At 70.0% G+C, this 24,418-nt stretch carries 25 protein-coding genes; 11 read left to right on the forward strand and 14 right to left on the reverse strand.

All coding sequences use genetic code 11. The annotated features are described in order from the left end of the window. Positions 1-53 precede the first annotated feature (53 nt). Entirely contained in the window at positions 54-242 is a 189-nt protein-coding gene (locus FVE25_RS22405) for a PspC domain-containing protein (RefSeq protein WP_157248946.1), read from the forward strand. Between the two features lies 1 nt (position 243). After that, positions 244-879 (forward strand): lipoyl(octanoyl) transferase LipB, encoded by a 636-nt coding sequence (lipB, locus tag FVE25_RS22410; protein ID WP_157248947.1) that lies wholly within the window; start codon positions 244-246, stop codon positions 877-879. Here the strand turns inward: lipB and FVE25_RS22415 are convergent. The 3 genes from FVE25_RS22415 to FVE25_RS22425 form a co-directional block, all read right to left on the reverse strand. Further along, positions 876-2,402 (reverse strand): amino acid permease, encoded by a 1,527-nt coding sequence (locus FVE25_RS22415; RefSeq protein WP_157248948.1) that lies wholly within the window; start codon positions 2,400-2,402, stop codon positions 876-878. The two genes, lipB and FVE25_RS22415, sit on opposite strands and share 4 nt — an antisense overlap. A gap of 142 nt (positions 2,403-2,544) precedes the next feature. Next, a complete protein-coding gene (locus FVE25_RS22420) occupies positions 2,545-3,084 on the reverse strand; it encodes a type 1 glutamine amidotransferase domain-containing protein (RefSeq protein WP_157248949.1) in 540 nt (179 codons plus the stop codon). Between the two features lie 58 nt (positions 3,085-3,142). Further along, positions 3,143-3,487 (reverse strand): ribosomal maturation YjgA family protein, encoded by a 345-nt coding sequence (locus FVE25_RS22425; protein WP_219825602.1) that lies wholly within the window; start codon positions 3,485-3,487, stop codon positions 3,143-3,145. Between the two features lie 97 nt (positions 3,488-3,584). On the opposite strand from FVE25_RS22425, the gene FVE25_RS22430 reads away from it, so the two are divergent. From FVE25_RS22430 to FVE25_RS22455, 6 genes are all read left to right on the forward strand, one after another. After that, positions 3,585-5,219 (forward strand): ABC-F family ATP-binding cassette domain-containing protein, encoded by a 1,635-nt coding sequence (locus FVE25_RS22430; protein WP_157248951.1) that lies wholly within the window; start codon positions 3,585-3,587, stop codon positions 5,217-5,219. 112 nt (positions 5,220-5,331) lie between these two features. Further along, positions 5,332-7,143, forward strand: coding sequence for an ABC transporter substrate-binding protein (locus tag FVE25_RS22435; RefSeq protein ID WP_157248952.1), 1,812 nt, complete (start codon positions 5,332-5,334; stop codon positions 7,141-7,143). Next, a complete protein-coding gene (locus tag FVE25_RS22440; protein ID WP_157248953.1) occupies positions 7,140-8,195 on the forward strand; it encodes an ABC transporter permease in 1,056 nt (351 codons plus the stop codon). Before FVE25_RS22435 ends, FVE25_RS22440 begins: the two co-directional genes overlap by 4 nt. Continuing rightward, positions 8,192-9,064, forward strand: a complete 873-nt coding sequence (locus tag FVE25_RS22445; protein ID WP_157248954.1) for an ABC transporter permease — start codon at positions 8,192-8,194, stop codon at positions 9,062-9,064. The genes FVE25_RS22440 and FVE25_RS22445 overlap by 4 nt, the downstream gene beginning before the upstream one ends. Next, positions 9,061-10,026: an ABC transporter ATP-binding protein gene (locus FVE25_RS22450; protein WP_157248955.1), complete on the forward strand. Its 966-nt coding sequence runs from the start codon at positions 9,061-9,063 to the stop codon at positions 10,024-10,026. The genes FVE25_RS22445 and FVE25_RS22450 overlap by 4 nt, the downstream gene beginning before the upstream one ends. Next, the gene (locus FVE25_RS22455; RefSeq protein ID WP_157248956.1) at positions 10,023-11,024 is read left to right on the forward strand and encodes an ABC transporter ATP-binding protein; all 1,002 of its coding nucleotides are present in this window, start codon (positions 10,023-10,025) and stop codon (positions 11,022-11,024) included. Before FVE25_RS22450 ends, FVE25_RS22455 begins: the two co-directional genes overlap by 4 nt. Before the next feature lie 62 nt (positions 11,025-11,086). On the opposite strand, the gene FVE25_RS22460 is transcribed toward FVE25_RS22455, so the two are convergent. Then, positions 11,087-11,914: an NAD(P)H-binding protein gene (locus FVE25_RS22460; protein WP_157248957.1), complete on the reverse strand. Its 828-nt coding sequence runs from the start codon at positions 11,912-11,914 to the stop codon at positions 11,087-11,089. A gap of 65 nt (positions 11,915-11,979) precedes the next feature. Then, positions 11,980-13,113, reverse strand: coding sequence for an FAD-dependent monooxygenase (locus FVE25_RS22465; RefSeq protein ID WP_157248958.1), 1,134 nt, complete (start codon positions 13,111-13,113; stop codon positions 11,980-11,982). Positions 13,114-13,186: 73 nt separating this feature from the next. Between FVE25_RS22465 and FVE25_RS22470 the strand changes: the two genes are divergently transcribed. Next, a complete protein-coding gene (locus tag FVE25_RS22470; RefSeq protein WP_157248959.1) occupies positions 13,187-13,753 on the forward strand; it encodes a TetR/AcrR family transcriptional regulator in 567 nt (188 codons plus the stop codon). 99 nt (positions 13,754-13,852) lie between these two features. Here FVE25_RS22470 and FVE25_RS22475 read toward each other — a convergent pair whose 3' ends face one another. From FVE25_RS22475 to FVE25_RS22485, 3 genes are read right to left on the reverse strand one after another with little or no spacing between them, the layout of a single operon-like run. After that, positions 13,853-14,491, reverse strand: a complete 639-nt coding sequence (locus FVE25_RS22475; protein WP_157248960.1) for a maleylpyruvate isomerase N-terminal domain-containing protein — start codon at positions 14,489-14,491, stop codon at positions 13,853-13,855. Between the two features lie 20 nt (positions 14,492-14,511). Continuing rightward, positions 14,512-14,826, reverse strand: coding sequence for a DMT family transporter (locus FVE25_RS22480; RefSeq protein WP_157248961.1), 315 nt, complete (start codon positions 14,824-14,826; stop codon positions 14,512-14,514). After that, positions 14,823-15,449, reverse strand: coding sequence for an FMN-dependent NADH-azoreductase (locus tag FVE25_RS22485; protein WP_157248962.1), 627 nt, complete (start codon positions 15,447-15,449; stop codon positions 14,823-14,825). The genes FVE25_RS22480 and FVE25_RS22485 overlap by 4 nt, the downstream gene beginning before the upstream one ends. Before the next feature lie 66 nt (positions 15,450-15,515). Between FVE25_RS22485 and FVE25_RS22490 the strand changes: the two genes are divergently transcribed. Next, a complete protein-coding gene (locus FVE25_RS22490) occupies positions 15,516-16,061 on the forward strand; it encodes a TetR/AcrR family transcriptional regulator (protein ID WP_157248963.1) in 546 nt (181 codons plus the stop codon). On the opposite strand, the gene FVE25_RS22495 is transcribed toward FVE25_RS22490, so the two are convergent. Further along, positions 16,058-19,417 carry a P-loop NTPase family protein gene (locus FVE25_RS22495; RefSeq protein WP_157248964.1) on the reverse strand — a complete coding sequence of 1,120 codons (3,360 nt, stop codon included), beginning with the start codon at positions 19,415-19,417 and terminating at the stop codon, positions 16,058-16,060. The two genes, FVE25_RS22490 and FVE25_RS22495, sit on opposite strands and share 4 nt — an antisense overlap. 26 nt (positions 19,418-19,443) lie before the next feature. Next, positions 19,444-20,382 carry a ribose-phosphate diphosphokinase gene (locus FVE25_RS22500; protein ID WP_157248965.1) on the reverse strand — a complete coding sequence of 313 codons (939 nt, stop codon included), beginning with the start codon at positions 20,380-20,382 and terminating at the stop codon, positions 19,444-19,446. Positions 20,383-20,451: 69 nt separating this feature from the next. Between FVE25_RS22500 and FVE25_RS22505 the strand changes: the two genes are divergently transcribed. Beyond that, a complete protein-coding gene (locus FVE25_RS22505; protein WP_157248966.1) occupies positions 20,452-21,480 on the forward strand; it encodes an AI-2E family transporter in 1,029 nt (342 codons plus the stop codon). Here FVE25_RS22505 and FVE25_RS22510 read toward each other — a convergent pair. Genes FVE25_RS22510 through FVE25_RS22525 form a run of 4 tightly spaced genes read right to left on the reverse strand, consistent with a single transcriptional unit; the run spans position 21,464 to position 24,348 of the window. Next, on the reverse strand, positions 21,464-21,886 hold the full coding sequence (locus FVE25_RS22510) for an ester cyclase (RefSeq protein WP_157248967.1): 423 nt from the start codon (positions 21,884-21,886) through the stop codon (positions 21,464-21,466). The genes FVE25_RS22505 and FVE25_RS22510 overlap by 17 nt on opposite strands. 47 nt (positions 21,887-21,933) lie before the next feature. Beyond that, entirely contained in the window at positions 21,934-22,410 is a 477-nt protein-coding gene (locus tag FVE25_RS22515) for a GNAT family N-acetyltransferase (protein WP_157248968.1), read from the reverse strand. Beyond that, positions 22,407-23,024, reverse strand: coding sequence for an HAD family hydrolase (locus tag FVE25_RS22520; RefSeq protein WP_157248969.1), 618 nt, complete (start codon positions 23,022-23,024; stop codon positions 22,407-22,409). The genes FVE25_RS22515 and FVE25_RS22520 overlap by 4 nt, the downstream gene beginning before the upstream one ends. A 31-nt stretch (positions 23,025-23,055) precedes the next feature. After that, positions 23,056-24,348, reverse strand: a complete 1,293-nt coding sequence (locus FVE25_RS22525) for an alpha/beta hydrolase family protein (protein ID WP_157248970.1) — start codon at positions 24,346-24,348, stop codon at positions 23,056-23,058. Between the last annotated feature and the right edge of the window lie 70 nt (positions 24,349-24,418).

The raw sequence follows: 24,418 nt of genomic DNA on the forward strand, positions 1-24,418 counted from the left end.
TCACCTGGTTGTCCGTTTTCTCGGGTGAGTTCGCAACCATACGGAGGAGCGAGATGTACCGCTCGAAGGAGCACCGAATTCTGGCCGGCGTCTGCGGCGGCATCGCGGACAAGCTCGGCTGGTCGCCCACTGTCGTCCGCGCGCTGTGGCTGCTGCTGTCGCTGCTGCCCGGGCCGATGTGGGTGCTCTACGTCATCCTGTGGATCGTCCTGCCCAACGGCCCGCGGAGTTACGCTCATTGATATGAAGTCGCGCCCGCTCACGCTCATCCAGGACGATCTCGTCGACTACGACCAGGCGATGGACCGCATGACCGACCTGGTCGGGCAGCGGCAACGCGATGAGCGGGGCGACACGCTCTGGCTGCTCAGCCACCCGATGGTCTTCACCGTCGGGCGGCGCACGCCGCTGGAGCACCTGCCCGACCCCGCTCGCGGCGTGCCCGTCGTGGAGACGGGCCGGGGCGGGCAGCTCACCTACCACGGCCCCGGCCAGCTCGTCGGCTATCTCATCGTCAAGCTCGGTGAGGAGGAGGGCATCGTCGACTACGTCCGCGAGGTGGAGCTCCGCCTCGTGGAGGCGCTGGCCAAGCTCGACGTCCCGGCCGAGCGCCGTGACACGCCGCCCGGCCACGAGCTGCTGACCGGCGTGTGGACCACCGCGACCAGCCGCAAGATCGTCTCGATCGGCATGCGGCAGAGCCGCGGCGTCACCAGCCACGGCTTCGCCCTCAACGTCGACGGCGACCTCGAGCCCTGGCACTGGGCGGTAGCCTGCGGCATGCCCGAGGTCGACATGACCTCGGTCCAGCGCGAGCTGGGCGCCACGTCCATGACCGAGGTCCGCGAGGTCGTCGCCGCCGCCTTCGAAGCCTCCTAGGTCGTCGGAACCTCGTCGATGGTACGGCGCGGCCCGGTGAACCAGTGCCGGGCCGACAGGGTCCACCACAGGGCGATGCCGAGCAGGACCACGCCCACCGCGATCGGCGCGTAGTTGACCGCGGTCCAGGTGAACTCGGGGTTGCCCGGCACGCCCTTGGGCGAGACCGGCAGGATGAAGTAGATCGAGATGACGATGATCTCGATGATGGCGATCCAGTTCAGCACCTTGTACTTCGACCCGAGCGTCCACGGCCCGGGGACGAACGCGTCGCCCTGCTTGAGCCGCAGCCAGATCGGGATCAGGAAGGCCAGGTAGAGCCCGATGACCGCGATCGAGACGACCGCCAGGAACGCGGTCGGCGCCGCCGTACCAGGAGGGGCCCACAGCGCGGGCAGGGTGATCAGCAGCGCGACGCCGCACCCGGCGAGGATGGCGTTGACCGGGGTGCGGTTGGCGTCCACGCGCGACCACATCTTCCAACCGGGCACGGCGCCGTCGCGCGAGAACGCGTAGGTCATCCGCGACATCGAGGTCACGCAGCTCATGCCGCAGAAGAACTGGCCCAGCGTCGAGATCGCGAGAATGAGCGTGGCGGGGGCCCATTCGAGCGCGGTGGTGAAGATCGTGGAGACGGCGCCGCCGCTGTCGTTGATCGACTGGACGTCGGTCGCGGCGAACAGGAACGCCAGCAGCAGGATCCAGCCGCCGATCGCCGAGTAGAAGATCGACTTCCACAGCCCCTTGGCCGCCGACATGGCCGCGCCCTGTGTTTCCTCCGAGACGTGCGCGCACGCGTCGAAGCCGGTGATCGTGTACTGCGTGAGCAGGAATCCCAGCGGCAGCACGTAGAACCAGAACGGCAGGCCGCCCGTCCCGTCGCCGAAGCCGGAGTTGTTGATCGTCTCGGTGAACACGAACGACAGCGACTGGTGCTGCTGCGGCAGGAACACCAGCAGGCCCACGACCACCGCGGCCCCGATCACGTGCCACCAGACGCTCACGTTCTGCAGCAGCGAGATGAGCCGGTGGCTGTAGATGTTGATCAGCGCGTGCAGGATGAGGATGACCGCGAAGAACCCGAAGACCCTGGCCAGGCTCGGCTCCCAGTCCGGGAAGAACTGGGTCAGCGTGAGGTCGAGGAAGGTCGCGCAGCCGTAGTCCACGGAGGCGGTGACCGCGACGAGCCCGATGAGGTTGAGCCACCCGGTGAACCATCCGTGGACCGGCTTGCCCAGCCGCGTCGCCCACCAGTAGATGCCGCCCGCCGTCGGGTAGGCGGAGACCAGCTCGGACATGCAGAAGCCGATGATCAGAATGAAGATGGAGATCAGCGGCCAGCCCCAGGAGATGGCGACGGGGCCGCCGTTGTTCCAGGCTTGGTAGAAGGTCGTGAAGCAGCCGGCGAGAATCGAGATGATCGAGAAGGAGATGGCGAAATTGGAGAAGCCACTCCAGGTGCGGGCAAGTTCCTGCTTGTAGCCCAGTTCGGCTAGTCGTCGGGAATCCTCGTCAGTGGTCATGAGGTCTCCTCGAGGGGTGTTTGGTCTACTTCTAGACCAATCCGACCCTTCGATCAAGCCGTTACATCAGAGTTTCCACCTGGTTGACGTGGTCGTTGAGGTTTCGCGATATTTACCCCTTTTTTTGGGGTACGGCGGGCGGTCAGGCAAAAGCGTCCGCCATGGCCTGGCAGAAGGCCTTGAGGTCGTCCGGTTTCCGGCTGGTGACCAGAAGGGCGGGACCGCTGGTGTCGGTGACGACCTCCTGGTCCACCCAGGTGGCGCCGGCGTTGCGGAGGTCGGTCTGGAGACTGGGCCAGGAGGTGAGCGTGCGGCCCTGGACGACGTCGGCCTCGATGAGCGTCCACGGCGCGTGGCAGATCGCCGCGACCGGCTTGCCGCTGTCGAAGAAGTCGCGCACGAAGCGTACGGCCTGCGGAACGGTGCGCAGGAGGTCCGGGTTGGCCACGCCGCCGGGGAGCACGAGCCCGTCGAAGTCGGCGGCGCTCACCTCGTCCACCGTGGCGTCGACGGCGAAGACGTCGCCCTTGTCCAGGTGGTTGAAGCCCTGGATGGATCCGGACCGGGTGGAGATCAGGCGAGGGGTCCCGCCGGCCTGCTTGACGGCCTTCCACGGTTCGAGGAGCTCGACCTGCTCAGTGCCCTCGGGGGCGGCCAGGAATGCGATCTTTCGTCCCTGCATGGTGATTCCTCCCTTTCCTGGCCCCCTTTCCGGATATAGCCGGTGTATGCGTGGACTCTCATGTGGGCCGACGGGCCAGGAAATGGAGCGCGCCGGCCAGCGCCGCCCCCACGGCGTACCAGAACAGGTCGGGCGGGTTGAACGTGCTGCCCAGCACGGGACGCAGGACGGCCGGGATGCCGGCGAGCTGGGTGAACTCGATGGCCCAGCTCAGCCCGGCGGACACCAGGGCGGCCACCCACGGGCGCACGCGCGGGACGATGAAGACGATCAGCAGGTAGAGCAGCACGGTGTAGAGCGCGTCGCCGGCGTACTTGGCGACGGGGCCGTCCCACAGCGCGCGCACGCCGAGACCGGCGGCCACGGTGAGAAGGGCGGCGGGGGCGGTGATCCAGCGCGGCATCTCCCGAACACTACGGGCCATCGGACGCCGATCGTCAACGTTCCTGCCGTTAAATCGTTTCGACCAGGTCACGCACCGCTGGATAGCATCAGTACACGTGAGCGCGACGATGGTGGTGAAGGGCCTGGCTGCCGGGCACGGCGAGCGGGTGTTGTTCTCGGGTCTCGATCTGGTGGTGGCTCCGGGCGATGTGATCGGCCTGGTGGGGGTCAACGGCGCGGGGAAGTCCACGCTCCTGCGGCTGCTGGCCGGGATCGACACGCCCGAGGAGGGCGAGATCCGCCTGAGCCCGGCGAGCGCGGTCGTCGGTCACCTCCCCCAGGAGCCGGAGCGCCGCCGCGGCGAGACCGTCAGAGGCTTCCTGGGCAGGCGCACGGGCGTGACGCGGGCCCAGGCCGAGCTGGACGCCTCCACCCAGGCGATCGTGGACCAGGTGGAGGGCGCCGACGACGCCTACAGCGTCGCCTTGGAGCGCTGGCTGTCGCTGGGCGGCGCGGATCTGGCGGAACGTTCCGAAGAGGTCGCCGTCGAGCTGGGCCTGAAGGTGGACCTGGACCAGCCGATGACCACGCTCTCCGGCGGCCAGGCGGCCCGGGCGGGGCTGGCGTCGCTGCTGTTGAGCCGATATGACGTGTTCCTCCTGGACGAGCCGACCAACGACCTGGACCTCGACGGCCTGGCCAGGCTGGAGGCGTTCGTGCAGGGGCTGCGGGCGGGCACGGTGCTGGTCTCGCACGACCGTGAGTTCCTTGCCAGAACCGTGACGAAGGTGCTCGAACTCGACCTGGCCCAGCAGCGGGTCAACCTGTTCGGCGGCGGCTACCAGGCGTACCTGGACGAACGCGAGGTGGCCCGCAGGCACGCCCGCGAGCAGTACGAGGAGTACGCCGAGACCCGTGCCGAGCTGGAGTCGCGTGCCCGGACCCAGCGGGCCTGGATGGAGAAGGGCGTCAAGAACGCCCGCCGTAAGATGCCCGACAACGACAAGATCGGGCGCAACGCGCGCATCGAGACGACGGAGAAGCAGGCGGCGAAGGCCAAGCAGACGGAGAAGATGATCGAGCGCCTGGAGGTGGTCGAGGAGCCGCGCAAGGAGTGGGAGCTGCGGATGGAGATCGCCGTGGCGCCGCGCGCGGGCGCCGTCGTGGCCACGGTACGGCAGGGCGTGGTGCGCCGGGGCGGCTTCACGCTGGGCCCGGTGGATCTGGAGGTCGGCTGGGCGGAGCGGGTGGCGATCACCGGCGCCAACGGCTCGGGCAAGACCACGCTGCTCGGCGCCTTGCTGGGCCGGATCCCGCTGGAGGAGGGGCATGCTTCGCTGGGCCCGGGTGTCGTGGTGGGCGAGGTGGATCAGGCGCGCGGGCTGTTCGTGGGCGAGGAGCCGCTGATCGACGCGTTCGCCCGCGAGGCGCGGCTGGTGCCGGGTGAGGCGCGGACGCTGCTGGCGAAGTTCGGGCTGCGGGCGGCGCACGTGCTGCGCCCGGCCGCTACGCTCTCCCCGGGGGAGCGCACCCGGGCGGCGCTGGCGCTGCTGCAGGCCAGAGGCGTCAATCTGCTGGTGCTGGACGAGCCGACGAACCACCTGGACCTGCCCGCGATCGAGCAGCTCGAGTCGGCGCTGGCCGGTTATCCGGGCACCCTCCTGCTGGTGACCCACGACCGGCGCATGCTCGAGGCTGTGCAGGTAGATCGCCATCTCCGGGTCGATCACGGCCAGGTCTTTGAAAATTAACACCGCTCCAGGAAACGAGAATGAAACAATTTTCCGCCGGTCGTTGACACGCGACCGCGAGATGGTGTGCCTTTCTCTACACAGGAACCCCCCGCCTGAAGGTGAGGCACACATGAGGAAATGGCTCGCGCGCCTGGTGACGTTGGGCGTGGCGCTCGTCATCGCAGGCCAGGGACAAGCCGCCCTGGCTCAAGACCCCGGGGCGGGGAAGAAGATCGTCCGGATGGGCGCGACCCAGTCGGTCGACTCGATGAACCCGTTTCTCGCGGTCCGGCTGATCTCCACCGCGGTGCACCGCTGGACCTACGGCTTCCTCACGGTGCCCGACTCCAAGACGTTGCAGCCCAGTCCCGACCTGGCCGAATCGTGGACCACCTCGCCGGACGGCCTCACCTGGACCTTCAAGATCCGGCAGGCGAAGTGGTCGGACGGCAAGCCGGTCACGGCCGACGACGCCGCCTGGACCTTCAACAAGATCATGACGGACGAGGCGGCCAAGACCGCCAACGGTCCCGCGGTCGAGAACTTCGAGAGCGTGAGCGCCTCCGGCCAGGACCTCACCATCAAGCTCAAGGCGCCGCAGGCGTCCATGCTGGACAACCCCATCCCGATCCTGCCGAAGCACGTGTGGGAGAAGGTCACCGACATCGCCAACGCCACCGGTGACACCTACCCGTCCGTCAGCAGCGGGCCGTACATCGCGACCGAGCACAAGAAGGACCAGTTCATCAAGCTGACCGCCAACCCCAACTACTGGCGGGGCCGGCCGAAGCTGGACGAGCTGCAGGTCATCTTCTACGACAACCCGGCCGCCGCGATCGTGGGCCTGGAGAAGGGCGACATCGACCTCATCGGCCGCCTCTTCCCCCCGGACTTCCAGGCGCTCACCGGCAAGCCGAACATCGAGCAGTGGAACAAGCAGGGCCGCCGCGCCGCCTACCTGCAGATCAACCACGGCGCCACCACCACCGACGACAAGCCGGTCGGCGACGGCCACCCGGCGCTGAAGGACCCGAAGGTCCGCACCGCCCTGCACTACGCCATCGACAAGCAGAAGCTCGTCGCCGACGTCCAGGGCGGCCTGGCCAAGCCGGCCGACGGCTCGATCGTGCCGCCGATGTACACGGACTTCTTCTGGGAGGCCACCGGCGCCGACAAGATCACCTTCGACCCGGCCAAGGCCAACCAGATCCTCGACGAGGCCGGCTACAAGAAGGGCGCCGACGGCGTCCGCACGATGCCCGACGGCAAGCGCAAGCTGGAGTTCCGCTTCAGCATCCACACCGACACCCCCGTCGAGGACAAGCTGGCCGAGTACCTCACCGGCTTCCTCAAGGAGATCGGCATCACGCTGACCACGAACCGGCTGGACTCCAGCAAGTTCACCGAGGAGACCGGCGTCACCGGCCTGTTCGACATCGCCATCAGCGGCTGGTCGGTCAACCCCGACCCCGAAGAGGTCATGGCCACGCACCTGTGCAGCCGGCGGCCGGACGCCAACGGCGAGGGCGGCGGCACCGAGTCCTTCTACTGCAACCCGGAGTTCGAGAAGCTCTACCAGGAGCAGCTCAAGGAGCTCGACCGGCCCAAGCGCGCCGAGATCCTCAAGCAGATGCAGAAGAAGCTCTACACCGACGCCCCGGTCATCGCCATCTACTACCCGAACGACCTCGAGGCGTACCGCAAGGACCGCATCACCAGCATCACCTCGATCCCCGAGGGCAACGGGCTCATCTACGGCGGCAGCGGCTACTGGCCGTTCTTCACCATGGACGCCAAGGCGACCGCGGCCTCCGGCGGCAGCACCGGCGGCGGCTCCAACACCGGCCTGATCGTCGGCATCGCCGCCGCGGTCGTCGTGGTCGGCGGCGCCGCCATCTTCCTGGCCAGGCGGCGCAAGGGCGCCGCGGACGAACGCGAATGACGACTCCGCTCGAAGCTGCCGAGCCCGCCGCCGCGCAGGCGGCGGGCCCCGGTGACGAGCGCCCCGCCTACCGAGGTACGCTGCGGTACGCGGCGACCAAGGCCGGCGGGGCCCTGCTCAGCATCGGCATGGTGATCATCGGCACGTTCTTCCTGTTCCGCACGCTGCCCGGCGACCCGGTCCGGGCACTCGCGCAGGGCAGGAACATGACGCCGGAGGCGCTCGACCTGGAGCGCCACCGGCTCGGCCTGGACAAACCGCGGTTCGAGCAGTTCATCGACTTCGTGACCGGAACGTTCCGGCTGGACTTCGGCACCTCCTACGAGTACAAGCGCCCGGTCCTCGACCTGATCTGGGACCGCCTGCCGGCCACCGTCCTGCTCGCCGGCACCGCGCTGGTGATCGCGGTCGGCCTGGGCGTCTGGCAGGGCACCAAGGCGGGCTGGCGGCCCGGCAGCCGCTTCGACCGCTTCTCCACCGGCACGTCGCTGATCTTCTGGTCGGTGCCGACGTTCTGGCTCGGCCTGCTCCTGCTCATGGCGTTCGGCAACGGCATCGGCCCGATCCCCGGCCTCTTCCCCACGCGCGGCATCGAGAGCGTGGACGCCCCCGACGGCTTCGCCTACGTCCTGGACGTCGGCATGCACATGGTGCTGCCCGTGCTCACGCTGGTCGGCGTCGTCTACGCGCAGTACCTCCTGGTCATGCGCTCGTCCCTGCTGGACGAGGTCGGCCAGGACTACATCACCACCGCCCGGGCCAAGGGCCTGCGCGACGATCAGGTACGGCGCCGCCACGCCGTACCCAACGCGCTGCTGCCGACCGTGACCCTGGTCTTCATGCGCATCGGCTTCATCATGGGCGGCGCGGTCACCGTGGAGGCCATCTTCACCTGGCCCGGTCTCGGGCAGTTGTTCTACGAGGCCGTCAGGGTGCCGGACTTCACGCTGATGCAGGGCACGTTCATGGTGTTGTGCGTCTCGGTCATCCTCATGAACACGCTGGCCGACGTGGTCTACCACGTCCTCGACCCGAGGGTGAGGTCGGCATGACCACGCTGGCGTGGACGCGCAGAAGGATGGCATTCGGCCGGTTCTGGAGCGTCTTCCGCACCCGGCGGGCCGGTGTCGTCGGCCTGGCCGTCCTGGTGATCGCGGTGGTGATGGCGCTGATCGCGCCGTTGTTCATCGACGAGAGCGTGACCAGCGTGCTGCAGAACACCGGCGGCAAGTTCACCGCGCCGGGCGCCGACTCCGTGCTCGGCCGCGACGAGTCGGGGCGCTCGATCCTGGAGCTCATCTGGTGGGGGTCGCGCACCTCGCTGCTCATCGGGTTCCTGGCGGCGGTGCTGGCCATGGTCATCGGCACCGTGATCGGCATCGCCGCGGGGCACTTCCGCGGGTGGTTCGGCGCGTTGCTGATGCGGGTGACCGACTGGTTCCTGGTGCTGCCCTCGCTGGTGACGGCGCTGGTGCTCGCGGCCATCCTGGGCGGCAGCATGGTGACGATCATCGTGGCGATCGGGGTCACCGCCTGGCCCTCCACCGCCCGCCTGATCAGGGCGCAGACGCTGGCCGTGGAGGCCAGGCCGTACATCGAGCGCTCGAAGGCGCTCGGCGCGGGACACTGGCACATCATGACCCGGCACGTGCTGCCGAACGTGGCGCCGCTGCTGCTGGCCAGCATCACGCTGGAGGTGGCCAGTGCGATCGTCACCGAGTCCACGCTGGCCTTCCTCGGCGTGAGCTCGAACAAGACGTCGTGGGGCACGATGCTGCGCGGCTCCTACGACTGGAACGCCGCCGCCAACGGCGCCTGGTGGTACATCGTCATCCCCGGCCTGTGCATCGTCGCCGTCGTGATGGCGTTCACGCTGGTCGGCCGGGCCCTGGAAGCCGTGCTGAACCCGAGGTTGCGATGAGCCTGCTCGAACTGGACGACGTCAGCGTCACCTACCGGATCGCCTCGGGCGAGGTTCCGGCGGTGCGCGGCGTCTCGCTGACGCTGGCGGCCGGGGCGGCGCTGGGCATCGCGGGCGAGTCGGGGTCCGGCAAGTCCACGCTGGCCATGTCGCTGCTGCGGCTGCTGCCCGGCGACGCCCGCGTCACCGGGAAGATCATGCTGGCCGGCGAGGACCTGCTGACCATGAAGTGGGGCCGCCTGCGGGCGGTGCGCTGGGCGGAGGCGTCGATCGTCTTCCAGGGCGCGCAGCACGGGCTGAACCCGGTCCGCCGCATCGGCGAGCAGATCGCCGAGCCGCTGCTCGTGCACGGCCTGGCCAAGCCGGAGGGGGCGCGTAAGCGGGTCGCCGAGCTGCTCGACCAGGTGGGGCTGCCCTCGTGGCGGGCGCGCAGCTATCCGCACGAGCTGTCCGGCGGGCAGCGGCAGCGGGTGATGATCGCGATGGCGCTGGCCTGCGAGCCGCGGCTGATCATCGCCGACGAGCCGACGACCGCGCTGGACGTGATGGTTCAGGCTCAGGTGCTGACGCTGATCAAGGATCTGGTGGCCTCGCAGGACATCTCCCTGATCATGATTTCTCACGATTTGTCGGTTCTGGCGGATGTGTGTGGGCAGCTGGCGGTCATGTACGCCGGTCGCATCGTCGAGTACGGCCCCTCCCACGAGGTCTTCCACGACGCCAAGCATCCCTACAGCAAGGCCCTGGCCGCCGCCTTCCCCACGGTGGGCGACCCGGTCTCCCGCATGGCTCCCAAGGGTCTCGGCGGCGACCCGCCCGACCCGATGCAGTTGCCCGGCGGCTGCGCGTTCCACCCCCGCTGCCCGGTGGCCGTCGACGCCTGCCCGTCCCTGGCCGTCGACCTGTGGCCCGCCGGCGCCGGCCGTACCGCCGCCTGCGTCCACGTGAAGGAGGCGTCATGACCGAGACCCAGGCGCCCGTCGAGCAGGAGCAGGCCACCCGCACCACATTGCTGGAGGCGCGCGACCTGCACGTCTCGTTCGCCTCCCGCGGCCGCCGCGCCCGCGCCGTGGACGGCGTCAACCTCGCCGTCGGCACGGGGGAGATCGTCGCGCTCGTCGGCGAGTCCGGCTGCGGCAAGACCACGCTCGCCCGCACGCTCCTCGGCCTCGAGCGCCCGAGCTCCGGTTCCGTCCTGTACGGCGGCGCCCCGCTGGCCTACGGCTCCAGGGCGCTCAAGGCATACCGGCGCGAGGTCCAGCTCGTCCTGCAGGATCCGACCGGTTCGCTCAATCCCCGGCACACCGTCTACGAGGCGGTCGCCGAGGGGCCGCGCATCCACGGCCTGCCCGACGAGGAGAAGGTCGTCGCCGAGTCCCTGTCCAGGGCCGGGCTGCGCCCGCCGGAGCGCTTCTTCCACCGCTATCCGCACGAGCTGTCGGGCGGCCAGCGCCAGCGCGTGGTCATCGCCGGGGCGCTCGCGCTCAGCCCGCGCGTGCTGATCGCCGACGAGCCGGTGGCCTCGCTCGACGCCTCCGTGCGCGGCGAGATCCTGGCGCTCCTGCTCAGGCTCCGCGCCGACCTCGGGCTGTCCGCGCTGGTCGTCACCCACGACCTCGGGCTGGCCTGGAACATCGCCGACCGGGTCGCGGTCATGTATCTCGGCCGGATCGTCGAGTCCGGCCCGGTGGAGCAGGTGCTCACGGCGCCCCGGCACCCGTACACGCAGGCGCTGCTGTCGGTGCTGCCCGAGTCGCCGGAACGCGTCGTCCTGACCGGCGAGCCACCGGACCCCACCCGGATCCCGGGCGGCTGCCGGTTCCACGCGCGTTGTCAGGTGCTGGCCTCGGGGCTGGCCGAGGAGGCGGGGGTGGCCGCGAAGTGCCGTTCTGAGCTGCTGGAGATCCTGCCCGCCGTACCGGCCGCTCAGGCGGCCTGTCATTACGCTGCGCGCGGTTGAGCGGGGACGGTTGAGGCGGGGGCGGTTGAGCGGGGGCCCTCCGGGGAGAGCCCCCGGAGGGCTCAGGCGGCGCGGAAGGCGGCGGCGTTCTCCTCCGCCCACTGCGCGAAGGGGCGCGCCGGCCGGCCGGTGACGCGCTCGACGTTGTCCACCACCATGTAGCCGACCTCGGGGGTGTTGCCGAGGGCGTTGACCAGGAACTCGATGATCTCCTGGCCCATGCCCTGGGCGGCCCACATGTCGCGGGCCTGGGCCTCGGTCAGTTCTTCGAAGGTGATCTCCCGGTCGATGGCCTCGCCGAGGATGCGGGCCTTCTCCGTGGTGGGGATCGCCTCGGGGCCGGTCAGGACGAGGGTCTGGCCGTGGTAACCACCATCGATCAGGATTTTTGCTGAAACGGCGGCGATGTCGCGCTCGTGGACCAGCGCGCTGAGCCGGCCGCCGAACGGCTCCTTGATGACCTCGCCGGCCCGCACGGTCTGGGCCCACCACTGCAGCGTGTTGGACATGAACTCGACCGGGTTGAGCAGCGTCCACTCCAGCTCGCTTCCGGTCAGCGCCTGCTCCAGGGAGCCTTCTGCGCGACCGCCGAGGACGACGGCCCGCCGTACCCCGTGCTTCTCGGCGAGCTTGACGATGAGGTCGCCGCGCTCCAGCGGTTCGAAGTCGTCGCCCGCGAAGTTGATCAGGTGGACCGCGGTGACGCCCTCGAAGGCGGCCTCCAGGGTCTCCGGGCGGGCCATGTCGCCGGCGACGACCTCGACGCCCTCGGGGAGGCCGGCCTTGGCGGGGTTCCGGGTCAGGGCGCGGACCCGGTGGCCGGCCGCGAGCAGTTCGGCGACGACGTTGCGGCCGACGGTTCCGGTGGCGCCGGTGACGAGGAAGGTCATGGGAAACTCCTTCTGAAGAGTGTGGAACGGAATGTTCTGATCTCACTCTAACAGAACGGAACGATTTATTCCACAAACTTCTTGAGCGAGATCGCGTTGGCGGCCCGGCGGATGCCGCCCGCGATCCGGTCGATGACCGCGTTCTTCCAGGGCAGGCGGGGCAGAAGCTTGATCATCCGGAGCTGGAACCAGATCATCCCCTTGGAGTTCAGGACGATGCCCTTGATGTTGACCGGGCCGAGCTTCTGGTTCTCCGCCACGAAGTGGCGCATCTCGCGCTCGTAGCCCTCCAGGGAGCCGGCGGCCAGCTCGCCGGCCAGCACGTACGCGCCGACCAGCGCCAGGCTCGTGCCCTGGCCCGAGGCGGGCGAGGCGCAGTACCCCGCGTCGCCGACCAGCACCACGCGCCCCTTCGACCAGCGGTCCATGTGGATCTGCGTGAGCGTGTCCCGGTAGAGGTCGGGCGCCTGCCGTACCGCGTCGAGCAGCTTGGGGGTCTCCCAGCCCACGCCCGCGAACGCCGTGAACAGGTCCTCCTCGCCCGACCACATGAACAGCGCCTTGGCGTTGGTGTCCTGCTTGGTGCTGTAGACGTTGACGGTACGGCCCGGCGCCAGGTGTACCGCCTCCTCGCGGTCCAGGCCCAGATGGTTGGGCACGGTCGCGATGGCGATCTGGTAGCCGAGGTCGCGGGCGAAGGTCTTCTCCTCGCCGAAGGCCAGCCTGCGGACGTTGGAGTGCACGCCGTCGGCGCCGACGACGTAGTCGAAGCGGCGCGGGGCCGAGCGCTCGAAGGTGACCGTGCCGTCCTCGCCGATCGAGGTGATCGAGTCGCCGAAGACGTACTCGACGTCGTTACGGGTGGCCTCGTAGAGCAACTGGGTCAGGTCGCCCCGCATGAGCTCGTCGTCGCCGTCCATCCGGCCGCCGAACAGGTCGGCGTCCATCGTGGCCACCTTGCGGCCCTTGGCGTCGTAGTTCGTCGCGACCGTCATCTCGGTGCTGCGTGCGCGCACCGCCTCCAGCAGGCCCATGCGGTCGAGCACGTCGAGTGCGGCGCCCCGGACGTCGACCTTGTAGCCGCCCATGCGGATGGCGGGCGCCCGCTCGACGACGGTGACGGTGAAGCCGTGGCGGCGCAGCCAGTAGGCGGTCGCGGTGCCGGCGACGCTCGCGCCGGAGATCAGGATGTTCGTCATGCCGTGAACGGTACAGCAGTCTTAGACAGATGTGCAAGACGTATGTCCAAGACGTTTGTGCTAATCTCTGGGCATGGGAAATCGCGAGGATCTGCTGGCCGGCGCCAAGAGCTGTCTGATGGAGAAGGGCTATTCGCGCACGACCGCGCGCGACATCGCCAACGCCTCAGGCGTGAGCCTGGCCGCGATCGGCTACCACTTCGGCTCGAAGGACGCCCTCATGAACGAGGCGTTGTTCGACGTCATGCGCGAATGGGGTGACGAACTGGGCACCACGCTCACCGCCGACCTCAAGCCCGAGGCCACCCCGATGGAACGCTTCGAGCAGGCATGGGACCGGGTCGTGGAGTCGTTCGAGCGCATGCGGCCGCTCTGGGTCACGCAGTTCGACCTGCTCGGGCAGCTCGACCACCTGCCCGAGGTGCGCGCGCAGCTGATCGGCGTGATGGGCGAGGCGCGCACCGGACTGGCGGAGTTGTTCCTCGGCGTCGACCCCGACGCCGAGCCGGAGCGCGCCCGCCTGACCGGCACCTTCTATCAGGCGATGCTGACCGGCCTGCTCGGCCAGTGGCTGCTGGACCCGGACAGCGCGATGAAGGGCCGCGACGTCGTCACGGCCCTTCGCGCGATCACGTCCTAGAGCACCCAGACGGCGGAGGTGTCAGAAGGCGCTTGTGGCGGCGGAGGTCAGAACGCGCTCATGGTGGCCGAGGTTGGAACGCGCTCATGGTGGCGGAGGTTAGAACGCGCTTATGGTGGCGGGTGCCCGCTCGGCCCTGCTCAGCGTGCGGATGACCGCCGTCGCGCCATGCCGGTGTACGGCCAGCCGCGCCAGCAGATCCACGACCGGATCGATCACCGGCTCCGGCAGCTCCGGCGTCTCGATGCCGACGCTGGAGGCCAGGTCGTCGGAGTGCACGACGATCTCCATGAGCCGGGTGAGCAGGAAGTCGTCCAGCCGCAGCGACCAGCCGTTCCAGCCCAGGTGCACCACCCGGTCGCCCGGCTCGTCCTTCAGCGCCGCGGTGATCCGGTCGAGCACCCCGCGCATCCGCTCGGCCAGCACCGCGGCCCCGCAGGCGGCGATGGCCTCGCCGCCCTGCCGGATGGCCAGGTTGCTCTCGTGGTCGAGCCCGGCCTCCACCCAGGGCGAGCTGGTGTAGTGCTGGATGAGCGGGATCGGGGCGAGCGTATCCGGATCGTGCGGCAGCACCTCGTCCACCCGGACGAGCTGGTGCCCCAGGTGTCCGGCCAGCCCGCCGACGCTGAACTCGGTCAGCGCGCTCGGCTTGGCCCACGCGGCGGCGACCGCGGGGTGACCGAGCAGCGCGACCGCCGAACCGGCGGCGACCAGGTAGGACTCCCGAATCTCGCCCATGCGCATGCCTTTCCGAGGGGTCAGGTCGTTACTCGCGCCAACACTATCCCGCCGACAATCAGCGCCAGCGCGGCCATCCTGCCCACGGACACCGGATCGTCGTTGAGCACGATGCCGAGGGCGATCGCCCCCACTGCGCCGATCCCGGTGAAGACGGCGTAGGCCGTGCCGACCGGCAGGGTGTTCATCGCCACCGACAGAAGGAAGACCGCGGCCGCCATGAGCAGCAGGCTGATGATCGTGGGAATGGGCCGGGTGAAGTTCTGGGTGGGCTTGATGCTCTGCGACCAGGCCACTTCGACCAGGCCGGCGAGGGCGAGAATCAGCCAGTTCACTGTGCTGCCTCCTTAAGAGCGGCGCGGCGCGACTCCTCGTGCTGCTCGCGCAGGTGTGCCAGGCGCGGGTCGATGAGCGCGTTGGCGAGTTCGGTGGAGATGAAGGTGACGTCCTCGACGTTGAAGTGGCCCTGGAAGAAGTCGCGCAGGTAGCGCTCCTGGTGATCCATGGGCTCGCGGACGGTCCCGGGCCCGTAGGCGCCGCCGCGGGCCGAGGTGACCACGAACCGGCGCCCGCGCAGCGACATCTTCGGGAAGGTGATCTGGTCGAGCCACGCCTTGAGCGACGACGGGATCGAGTAGTTGTACATCGGGGTCCCGATCAGCACGACCTCGGCCGCGACCACCTCGTCGAGCAGCGGCCGCAGGGTGTCCCAGGCCGCGCGCTGCTCCGGGGTCCTGACCGCCTCGTGGTAGCGGGAGATGTCGGTGATCTCGTGGGCGAGCACGTAGTCGCACAACTCGGTCCACGCCTGGCCGATGTGCGGCACCGGGTCGGCGGCCAGGTCCCGGTAGACGTAGGGGGAGTCCGGGTGGGCGGCGCGCCAGGCGTCGGCGTAGGTCTTGGACAGCTCCCGGGAGAAGGAGGTACGGCGGGCGCTGGCGTCCAGGTGAAGCAGCATCGTGGGTCTCCTAAGTGGACAGTGTGTCCGGTTAAACGGACGCACTGTCCGGATATATTCCTGGGTATGGAAAGAGCCGATGCCGCCCGCAACCGAGCCAGGATTCTGCAGGTGGCGGCGGAGTTGTTCGCCACCCGGCCGCCGCAGGACGTCACCATGGACGAGATCGCCAAGGCGGCGGGCGTCGGGCGGGGGACCCTGTATCGCCGCTATCCCGACCGGGCCTCGATCGCCGTCGCGCTGCTGGACTCACACGAGCGGGCGCTCCAGGAACGCCTCATCGGCGGGCCGCCGCCGCTGGGGCCCGGGGCACCGCCTGCCGAGCGGCTGGGCGCCTTCTACGCGGCGATGGCCGACCTCCTGGAGGACCATGCCCATCTGGTGCTCGGGACCGAGGTGGGGGGAAAACGATTCGAGACCGGGGCGTACGGGTTCTGGCGGGTGCACGTGCTGTCGTTGCTGGTGGCGGCCGGGACGCCTGATGCGGACGCGCTGGTGGACGTTCTGCTGGCGCCGCTGGCTCCGGACGTTTACACGTTTCAACGCAGGGAGCGGGGGCTGTCCAAGGAGCAGGTCGTCGAGGCGTTGATTCGCTTGACCCGCACCGTCTAGGGCCACCACCGGAACACGTCGTCCACCGCCTTCACCACATCTTCGACGGCACCCCGCTCGGCCAGCCAGCCGGCGGCCTCGGTCAGGATGCCCAGGGCCTGGGGGCGCGCGATGCCGGTCGGCCAATGGTTCAGGGCGTCGTTCCCGGCTCCGATGCTGAAGAGCGTGGCCAGTCCCAGAACCCTGACATCAGGCGACAGGCGGGCCAACTGCTGCAGATCGCGGACCAGGCGGGACCTGACCAGCGTGACGACCGGGTGTTGGTGGAAGCCCGCCGCCGGAATCCTCTCCGCCTCGCGCAACACCCTCCGGACGATCGTGTCCCGCACTACCTTCGGACAGTATGGGGCGATCAACGCCAGCCCCAGAGCGCCTGCCCCCGGGTCGGCCTTCTCTAGCCAGACCATCACATCCCTGAGCTGATGGGGCGTGCAGTACGGTGCCACCCGGCTGAGCACGATATGCAGGGTTGCCGTCCTTGCCAGTCGGAGAGTCTTGTCGACCGCGTGGGCACGAAGGGGCTCGTGCAGGGCCGGGACCAACTCGGCCAGGAGCACGGCGCTGTCCAGCCAGTCCACCAGCTCGGCCGCGTGCTCTGCCGGGAGGTAAGGGGCCAGTTCGACGAGCGCCTCGGCCTGGTCGCTCGCGGAGCCGAGACCGCGCGCCATGCTGACGGCCTTCACCAAGGTCGCACCGCGCAAATCGCCGTCGAGCCGCGGCAGGAGCGCGCACAGGGAGAGCACGCGCTGGCGAGGGTCGGAGATCGACTCCGCCATCGCAAGCGCGGTGCCCAGGGACTGTGCCGCCAAGGAATCCGCCACGCAGGTCAGGAGCGCATGCAGGTCCCCGTTCCCATGCGACGCGTGCTCGAGTATCTCGGCGGATCGCTCTGGGGCCAGAGCGGCCATCATCGAGAAAGGGAAGGGGTAGTGGGGCACGGCGAAAGCTGCTCGGAGCGCTCTGTCCAGGGCATGCTCCCGCACCTGGACAGGCATGAGCGGGGCGGTGGCAGCCAGGAATTCAGCCCACTCGAGGTCCGCTGTCTCCGCGGGCAACGCTCCCAGAGCCTCCAGGAGGAGATCCCGATCCCCTGGCCGGGCGAAGGCCGCCAGCACATCCGGCCCCGCGCTCCTGGCACGCTCAAGAGCGTACTCACGCTCTGGGCCCTCCGCATAAGGCGCCAGCTCGACGAGGTGGATCCCCAGGAGCCACGGTTCTTTGTCGAGCTGGTTGAGCACCTGTCTGACGATGCGTGGCCTGTCCCGCCGCGAAACCTTGCGCACCAGCGCGACCATCACGATGAGATCGCGTTCGGCCATCGCCTCGTCGATCAAGCGGTGGCGTTCACCGGCCGAGAGGAACTCGAATGCCTCCACGCGAAGCCACTGCGACCCCCGGTCGGTCACCTCGGCGATGAGATCCGCTCGCCGCGACCGGGAGAGGAGATCCGCGACACGGACCATGGCCGCCTGATTGGCGAGCCCTGCAGATTCCGCACAGATCCATTCGAGTGCGGATTGCCGCTCCCCGTCCGGTAGAAAGGGGGCGACCGCGGCCAGGTGGCACATGTGGAAGTCATCGTCGGCCTCGGCAAGGATGGAGTCGAACGCATCACGGGCGTCTTCCGGCGCGAGGAGCGGCCCCATGAGTTCCACCATCCGGACGACGTAGCGAGGGCGGCACATGGCGAGGATGTCGTGTACAAGCTCCGTCCTGTGCTCTGCGCTCATATTCGGCAGCAGCTCGACCAGAGGACCCCGCCTCTCCCGAGGAACGCGGGCGAACAGTGCCTCGACGGCCTGGTCCCGCCGTGCTGCGGGCATCAGTGGAAGCAACTGCTCCCAGACCCGGACCTGACACGCCGGATCGGGGTGACGCATGACGTGATCCAGGCCACGCTCCCAGGCCCAGACCCCCTCGCGCACCAGTCCAGCGAGCAACTCGACGGGCATCCTGCGCACCGTGGACAGGAGACTGGCCTCGATCATCCGGTAGCGGATCTCCAGCGCCGGTGAATCGCTGGCCTTCCTGGCCAGCTCCACGTCCTGAAGGAACCCGAACACGTCCCCGGCCGTCTCGTGGAGCTCATGCCAAAGGTTGCGCCCCTCCGAGTTCTCCCTGGCCAGCAGGGCGTGAACATCGGAGACCCGTCCGGCTGCCAGCAGATGCGTGACCAGGTGGCGGCGCCCGTACCCATCGATGTCGCACGACAGGTAGTGGGAGCCGATGCGGTCATGGGCGTCGCGGCCCGCGCGGGCACGGCGCCGGCGCGCGGATTCCTGGGCGTCGAGGGCGGGCCCGGCGGCGGCGCCGGTGAAGAAGTCACGCAGGCTGGCATGGTAAAAGGCGAACGTGTCCTCCTCCACCCGGCAGAACGGCCGGAGCGGCCCGGTCAGCAGATCGGTCACGCTGTCCACGTCGCCGACGCCGCTCAGCCGTACCAGGGAAGGGGCGTCGAGGGGTTCTTCCGCGACGGCGAGGGTGGCCAGGAGGGGCAGCCACGCGCGGAGCCCGTCGAGGTTGGCCGCGTAGTAGTCCTCCAGGCCGCGGGGCAGCGACTGGTCCAGGCGGCCCGACGCGGCGACGTAGTGCAGATAGACCCAGACGCCGCCGCACCGGTCCATGAGCAGGTCGACGGCCTCGTCCTCCGGCAGGTCCGTGGGCATGGCCTGGACCAGCGCGCCGATGTGCCGCCTCAGGTCGGCGAGGTCGTCGTCGCGGTGGTCGCCGAACTTGCACACCTCGTACGGCTCCCGCAGCCCGGGCAGGGCGGTTCCGGGGCGGAGCGTCGCGATGACGTGGACGCCGTCGGGCAGTTCGGCGGGCAGGCCGAGGGGCAGCGCGCCGGGGTCGGCGTCGGCCGCCTCGTCGAGGCCGTCCACGACCAGGACGACCGGGCCCTGCGCCACCGCGGCGCTGAGCACGCGGCTCAGCCAGGCGGGTCCTGCGGCCTCGGCGGGCAGCAGGCCGCCGGGTGCCAGGTCGTGCAGGTCGCGGGCGATGATGAGCTGGGCGCCGAGGTTGCGGACCGCGGTGGAGGCCAGGCGCACGTCGCCGCCCTCGCGGGTGAAGTGGCCGGGGTAGCCGCGGGTGGTGGCCAGCCAGGCGGCGTAGACGCTCTTGCCCATGCCGGCGTCGGCCTCGATGAGGAAGTAGCCGCGCGGCTCGCGGGCCAGGAAGGCGTCCACGCGCGAGGTGAGCCACTGCCGCCCGACCAGCGCGGCGCACTCGTCGAACAGCCGCCCGGCCCCGCGTAAGGCCGCCTGGACCGGGAGGCCGGGCGCGTTGGTGATGACCGTGCCCGACACGTCGCCGGCCACGGCCACGGAACCTGTGCCGCCCGCCCAGGTGGTCATGAGTCAACCCTGGCACAGGGGGCGGATCAGGACGTGCTGAACAAGGCGCTGACCGACTCGCCCTCGTGGATGCGGCGCATGGCCTCGGCCAGGGCGGGGGCGATGGAGAGGACCGTCAGCTTGCCGTCCGCCTTGTGGCCGGGGACGGTGTTGGTGCAGATGATCTCCTCGACCTCGGGCCGGGCGCTGAGGCGCTCGATCGCGCCGCCGGAGAACAACCCGTGCGTGCAGGCCAGGCGCACCGAGTTGACCCCGCGTTCCGCGAGCCGGTCGAGCAGTTCGATCATCGTGGTGCCCTTGGCGATCTCGTCGTCGAGCACGATCACGTCCTTGCCGGCCACGTCGCCGATGACCGAGCTGATGACGACCCGGTCGTCGCTGAAGCGCTGCTTGGCGCCCATGGCCACGCCGGTGCCGAGCATGCGGGCGAAGTTGGCCGCCTCCTTGGCGTTGCCCAGGTCGGGGGAGACCACGACTGCGTTGGACAGGTCGTAGCGGCGCACGTGCGCGGCCAGTTCCCGCAGCGCGTGCAGGTGGTCGACGGGCACGCTGAAGAAGCCGTGCACCTGCGGGGAGTGCAGCGTCATCGTCAGCACGCGGCTCGCGCCCGCGGTCACCATGAGGTCGGCCACGAGCCGGGCGCCGATGGAGATGCGTGGAGCGTCCTTCTTGTCCGAGCGGGCGTAGGCGTAGTGGGGCAGGACGACGGTGATGCGGGCGGCCGAGGCGCCCCGGGCGGCGTCGAGCATGAGCAGCAACTCCACCAGGTGCTCCTGCACCGGCGGCACCAGGGGCTGGATCAGGTACACGTCGCGTTCGCGGCAGTTGGCCTGCAGCTGAACTTCCAGCACGTCGTTGGCGAACCGTTTCACGCTGACCGGGTGCAGGGGGGTGCCCAGGTGGGCGCAGATCTCCTCGGCCAGTTCGGGGTGGGCACTTCCGCTGAAGACAGTGATGTCGCGCACGGCACGCAGGATAGTTGGTCGGCGCGTTGACCACGCTTCGGGCTCGATTCCTGACTTACCGTTGCGAACATGATGTCTCGGGGACTACGTGTGCTCATCGGGACCGCCGCCGCCGTGGTCGCGCTGGCCGGCATCCGGGAGGTCAGCGAGATCGCCGGCCCGGCCTTTCTCGCGCTGACGCTGACGATCGCGGTCAGCCCGCTGCGCTCGTGGCTGGTACGGCGGGGCGCGCCCGGCTGGGTCACCGTGTTCGTGCCGCTGGCCACGGTCGTCGTGGTGCTCGGTGCGCTCGCGTTGGCGCTGGTAGTGGCGGTCGCCCAGCTCGCGGAGCTGGTCCCTGCCTATGCCGGTAGGTTCCAGGAGCTGCTGGCCTCGGTGACGGCCGCGCTGGAACGGATCGGGATCACCGCCGGCCAGGCCAAGCAGATCTTCTCCACCCTCGACCCCGGCAAGCTGGTCAAGGCCGCCGGGGACATCCTGTCGAGCCTGCTGGGCGTGGTCTCGGCGGCGGTGCTGATCGTGCTGCTGTTGTTCGGCATGAGCCTGGACGCCGGTTTCCTCCAGGAGGCGATCCGCCGGCTCACACCCGCGCCGGTGGCCTCCGCGCTGGCCGGGTTCGCCAAGGACACCTGCAACTATCTGGTCGTCTCCACGGTCTTCGGCCTGATCGTGGCGGTGCTGGACGCGGCGGCGCTGGCGATTCTGGGGGTGCCGCTGCCGTTGTTGTGGGGGCTGCTGGCGTTCATCACGAACTACATACCCAACGTCGGCTTCGTCATCGGCCTGGTGCCGCCCGCGCTGCTGGCCCTGCTGGCCTCCGGGCCCGCGACGATGGTCTGGGTCGTGGTGGTCTACTGCGTGCTCAACTTCGTGATCCAGTCGGTCATCCAGCCCAAGTACACCGGCGCCTCGGCCGGGCTCTCGACGACGCTCACCATGCTGTCGCTGCTGGTGTGGGCGTACGTGCTGGGGGCGCTCGGGGCGATTCTGGCGGTGCCGCTCAGCGCGTTCGTGCGGGCGGTGCTGGTGGACGCCGATCCGGCGACGCGGTGGGCCTCCCCGCTGGTCGCCGGCAGGGAGGTCACTCCTCGTCCATGAGGCCCAGCTGTTCCAGCAGGTCGGCGGGGTCCCAGTACTGACGGAAGCCGGCCACCTTGCCGTTCTCGAGCCGGGCGAAGGTGGCTCCGCGCAGTTCCAGGCGGCGCCCGGTGGCGGCGATCGCCAGGCCGTCGTCGAGCTTCAGCGGGCCGGTGTGGCGCGCGGTCATGGTCCACTCCGCCACGACCGGGCCGCCCGGCAGCTCGACCGGCGCGGCCTCCACCCGGACCTCCGACAGTGCGCCGCTCCTGCTCGTGGCCTCGGCCAGGAGGTCCTCGACGGAGGCGATGTCCTCGCCCGCGCTCCAGCCGACGACGTCGGGCGCGTAGTACTGGCGGATCGCCTTCGCGTCGCCGGTGGCCGATGCGTTGAGAGCGCTCAGCAGGATGTCCGTTGCCTGTGCCATAGCTGGGTTCTTATCCGGAAATGTGGCAAGGGCCGCTCAAATGCGGGTCAGGGCATGACGTAGTGGTACATCACGGCTGGAGTGCCCGCGTTGTTCAGCCAGGTCGCCTGCGTCGTGGCCACCCTCCGCCAGCCCGTGCGCTCATACAGTGCGATGGCGGCCGTGCCCTCGTCGGAGACCTCCAGCGCCAGCGGCCCCTCGGTCTCCCGCCGCACCGTCGCCAAGAGCCGCTCGGCCAGGCCGCGTCCGCGTCCGCCCGGGGTCACGAAGAGCCTGGCCACCGTGGGCGCACGCGTACGGCCGGCCGCCTCGGCCACCTCGGGTTCCAGATCGGCCACGACCAGCCCCACGTGCCCGAGCACCGCTCCGGCCGCCACGGCGATCCAGGCCCGGTGCATGTCCGGTGGCGCCAGCCAGCCGTGCGGATCCCGGGGCCACGACACCGGGTAGCCGTCGGCCTTCTGGACCTCGGCCAGCGCCGCCACGCAGGCGTCCAGGTCCGCCGCCTGCCTGGTCCTGATCACGGGGTCAGCGCGTCCAGGCCGGGCAGTACCTTCCAGGCCAGCGCCAGCGCGTCCGGGGCGGGCGGGTAGACCGGGTGCGGGATCGCGATGATCCGCATGCCGGCGGCGTGCGCCGAGCGCAGCCCGTTGCTGGAGTCCTCCACCGCCACACACCGCTCCGGCGCGACTCCCAGGGCCCGCGCCGCCGCCAGGTAACCGTCGGGGGCGGGCTTGCCCCGCTCCACCTCCTCGGTGGAGACCGTCGCCAGGAAGTGGGTCCCGAGCCCGGTCTCGGCCAGCACCGTGTCGATCAGCGCCCGCGGCGAGGAACTGGCCAGCCCCAGCGGCACCGCCGCCGCCATGCGCGCCACGGCCGCCGCGGCGCCGGGCATCAGCGGCACGCCCTTGTCGTGGTAGCGGGCCTTCATCTGCTGGATCACCCCGGCGGCGATCTCGGCGGGCGGCAGCCGTACCCCCAGCTCGTGGAGGTAGGCGGCCCACTCGCCGGTGCTCATCCCCATGAGCCGGGACTGGGTGTCGGGCTGCCACGTGCCGCCGTGCTCGGCGACGAAGGCCCGCCGTACCTCCTCCCAGACCGGCTCGGAGTCGACCAGCACACCGTCGAGGTCAAACACGCACGCTTCCACCCGACCACGCTAAACCACCTCAGGGCAGCAGCAGCCCCCAGTACACCGCCCACGGGATGAACACGACGCCGGCCACGCCCGCCAGCCGTACGCGGAAGGACGCGGCGCGCCACTGCGTCAGGCAGGCCAGCGCGGCGACCGCCGTGACCGCGGCCAGGAGCTGGGCGGCCAGCCACAGCAGCGGCCGGCCCAGGAGCAGCGGGCCCGCGGCCACCCCGCGCGAGCTCGACGAGGCGAGCAGCGCGAACAGCGTGCCGGCGAAGGCGAGGATCGACGCCGAGCCGGCGATGGCGACCACGCGGGCGGGCCAGCGCCCGGCGCCGAGGGGCCGGATCGTGTACGCCAGGAAGGCCAGCAGGAGCAGCACCATGGTGCCGGCGTGCAGCTGCCACGACTCCCACCAGGCCGAGGGCGGGGTGGCCACGCTGCGCGTCTGGGCGGGCGACGGCTGCGCGCTCGACTTCGGCACGTCGCCCGCGGCCACTGCGCGCACCCACGCGCCCACGGCGTCGGCGTAGCCGGCGGTCAGGGCGTCTCCGTCGTGCAGGGAGTGGTTGGCGCCGGCGAAGAACCCGACCGTCAGGCTTCCCCGGACGTTCTTCGTGAACTGCTCGGCCGACTCGGCGGGCGGCACCTGGTTGTCGGCGGCGCCCCACAGCGCGAGCACGGGCTGCTTGATCCTGCGCAGCTCCGGCGCCGGGTCGTGCTGCGCCGAGGCGAACAGCCCCGCGTCGGCCGCCAGGCGGTGGAAGTCATGCGCATAGGTACGGCGCAGCGACCCCTTGACCCCGGCCCGGTCGAGTTTGCCGGCCGCGTTCCACGCCTGGGTACGCAACGGGCTCAGCCCAGGCCCGCCGACGGTGACCAGGAACGCGACGTCCGCGCCCCGGTTGGCGGCGATCGGCCCGACCCAGCCGCCTTCGCTGATGCCCCAGATCCCGGCCTTGCCGACGCCGGGCCGATCCTTCAGCAGGGCGAAGGCGGCCAGGGCGTCGTCAGCCAGCTGGTGGTAGTCGCGGCGGGCGGAGCTGTAGCCGGCCGAGCGCTTGTCCGGCGCCAGCACCACGATGCCCTGCTTCGCGAACGCCTCCGCCTCGGGCCGGAGCTCCTCCCAGCTGTTGCCGGCGCCGGAGCCGTGCACCAGCACCATGCCGGGCAGCGTGCCGGTGGCCTTGGCGGGCTGGAAGATCCGGCCGCCGAGCTTCTGCCCGTCCTGGGTGGTGAAGGTGACGGGGACGCTGGTCACCTCCGTACTCGTGACCGGGGCGGGAGCGTGCAGGGACAGGGCCAGCAGCAGGGCCGTGAGCTTCATGGGTCTCCTTGGTTTTTGGAACGCCATAAGTCTCGAAATTTCGGCCTTTAGGGGCATCGCCGGTGCGGGT

It is taken from the genome of Nonomuraea typhae, from assembly GCF_009760925.1.
GTDB classification, from domain to species: Bacteria; Actinomycetota; Actinomycetes; order Streptosporangiales; family Streptosporangiaceae; genus Nonomuraea; species Nonomuraea typhae.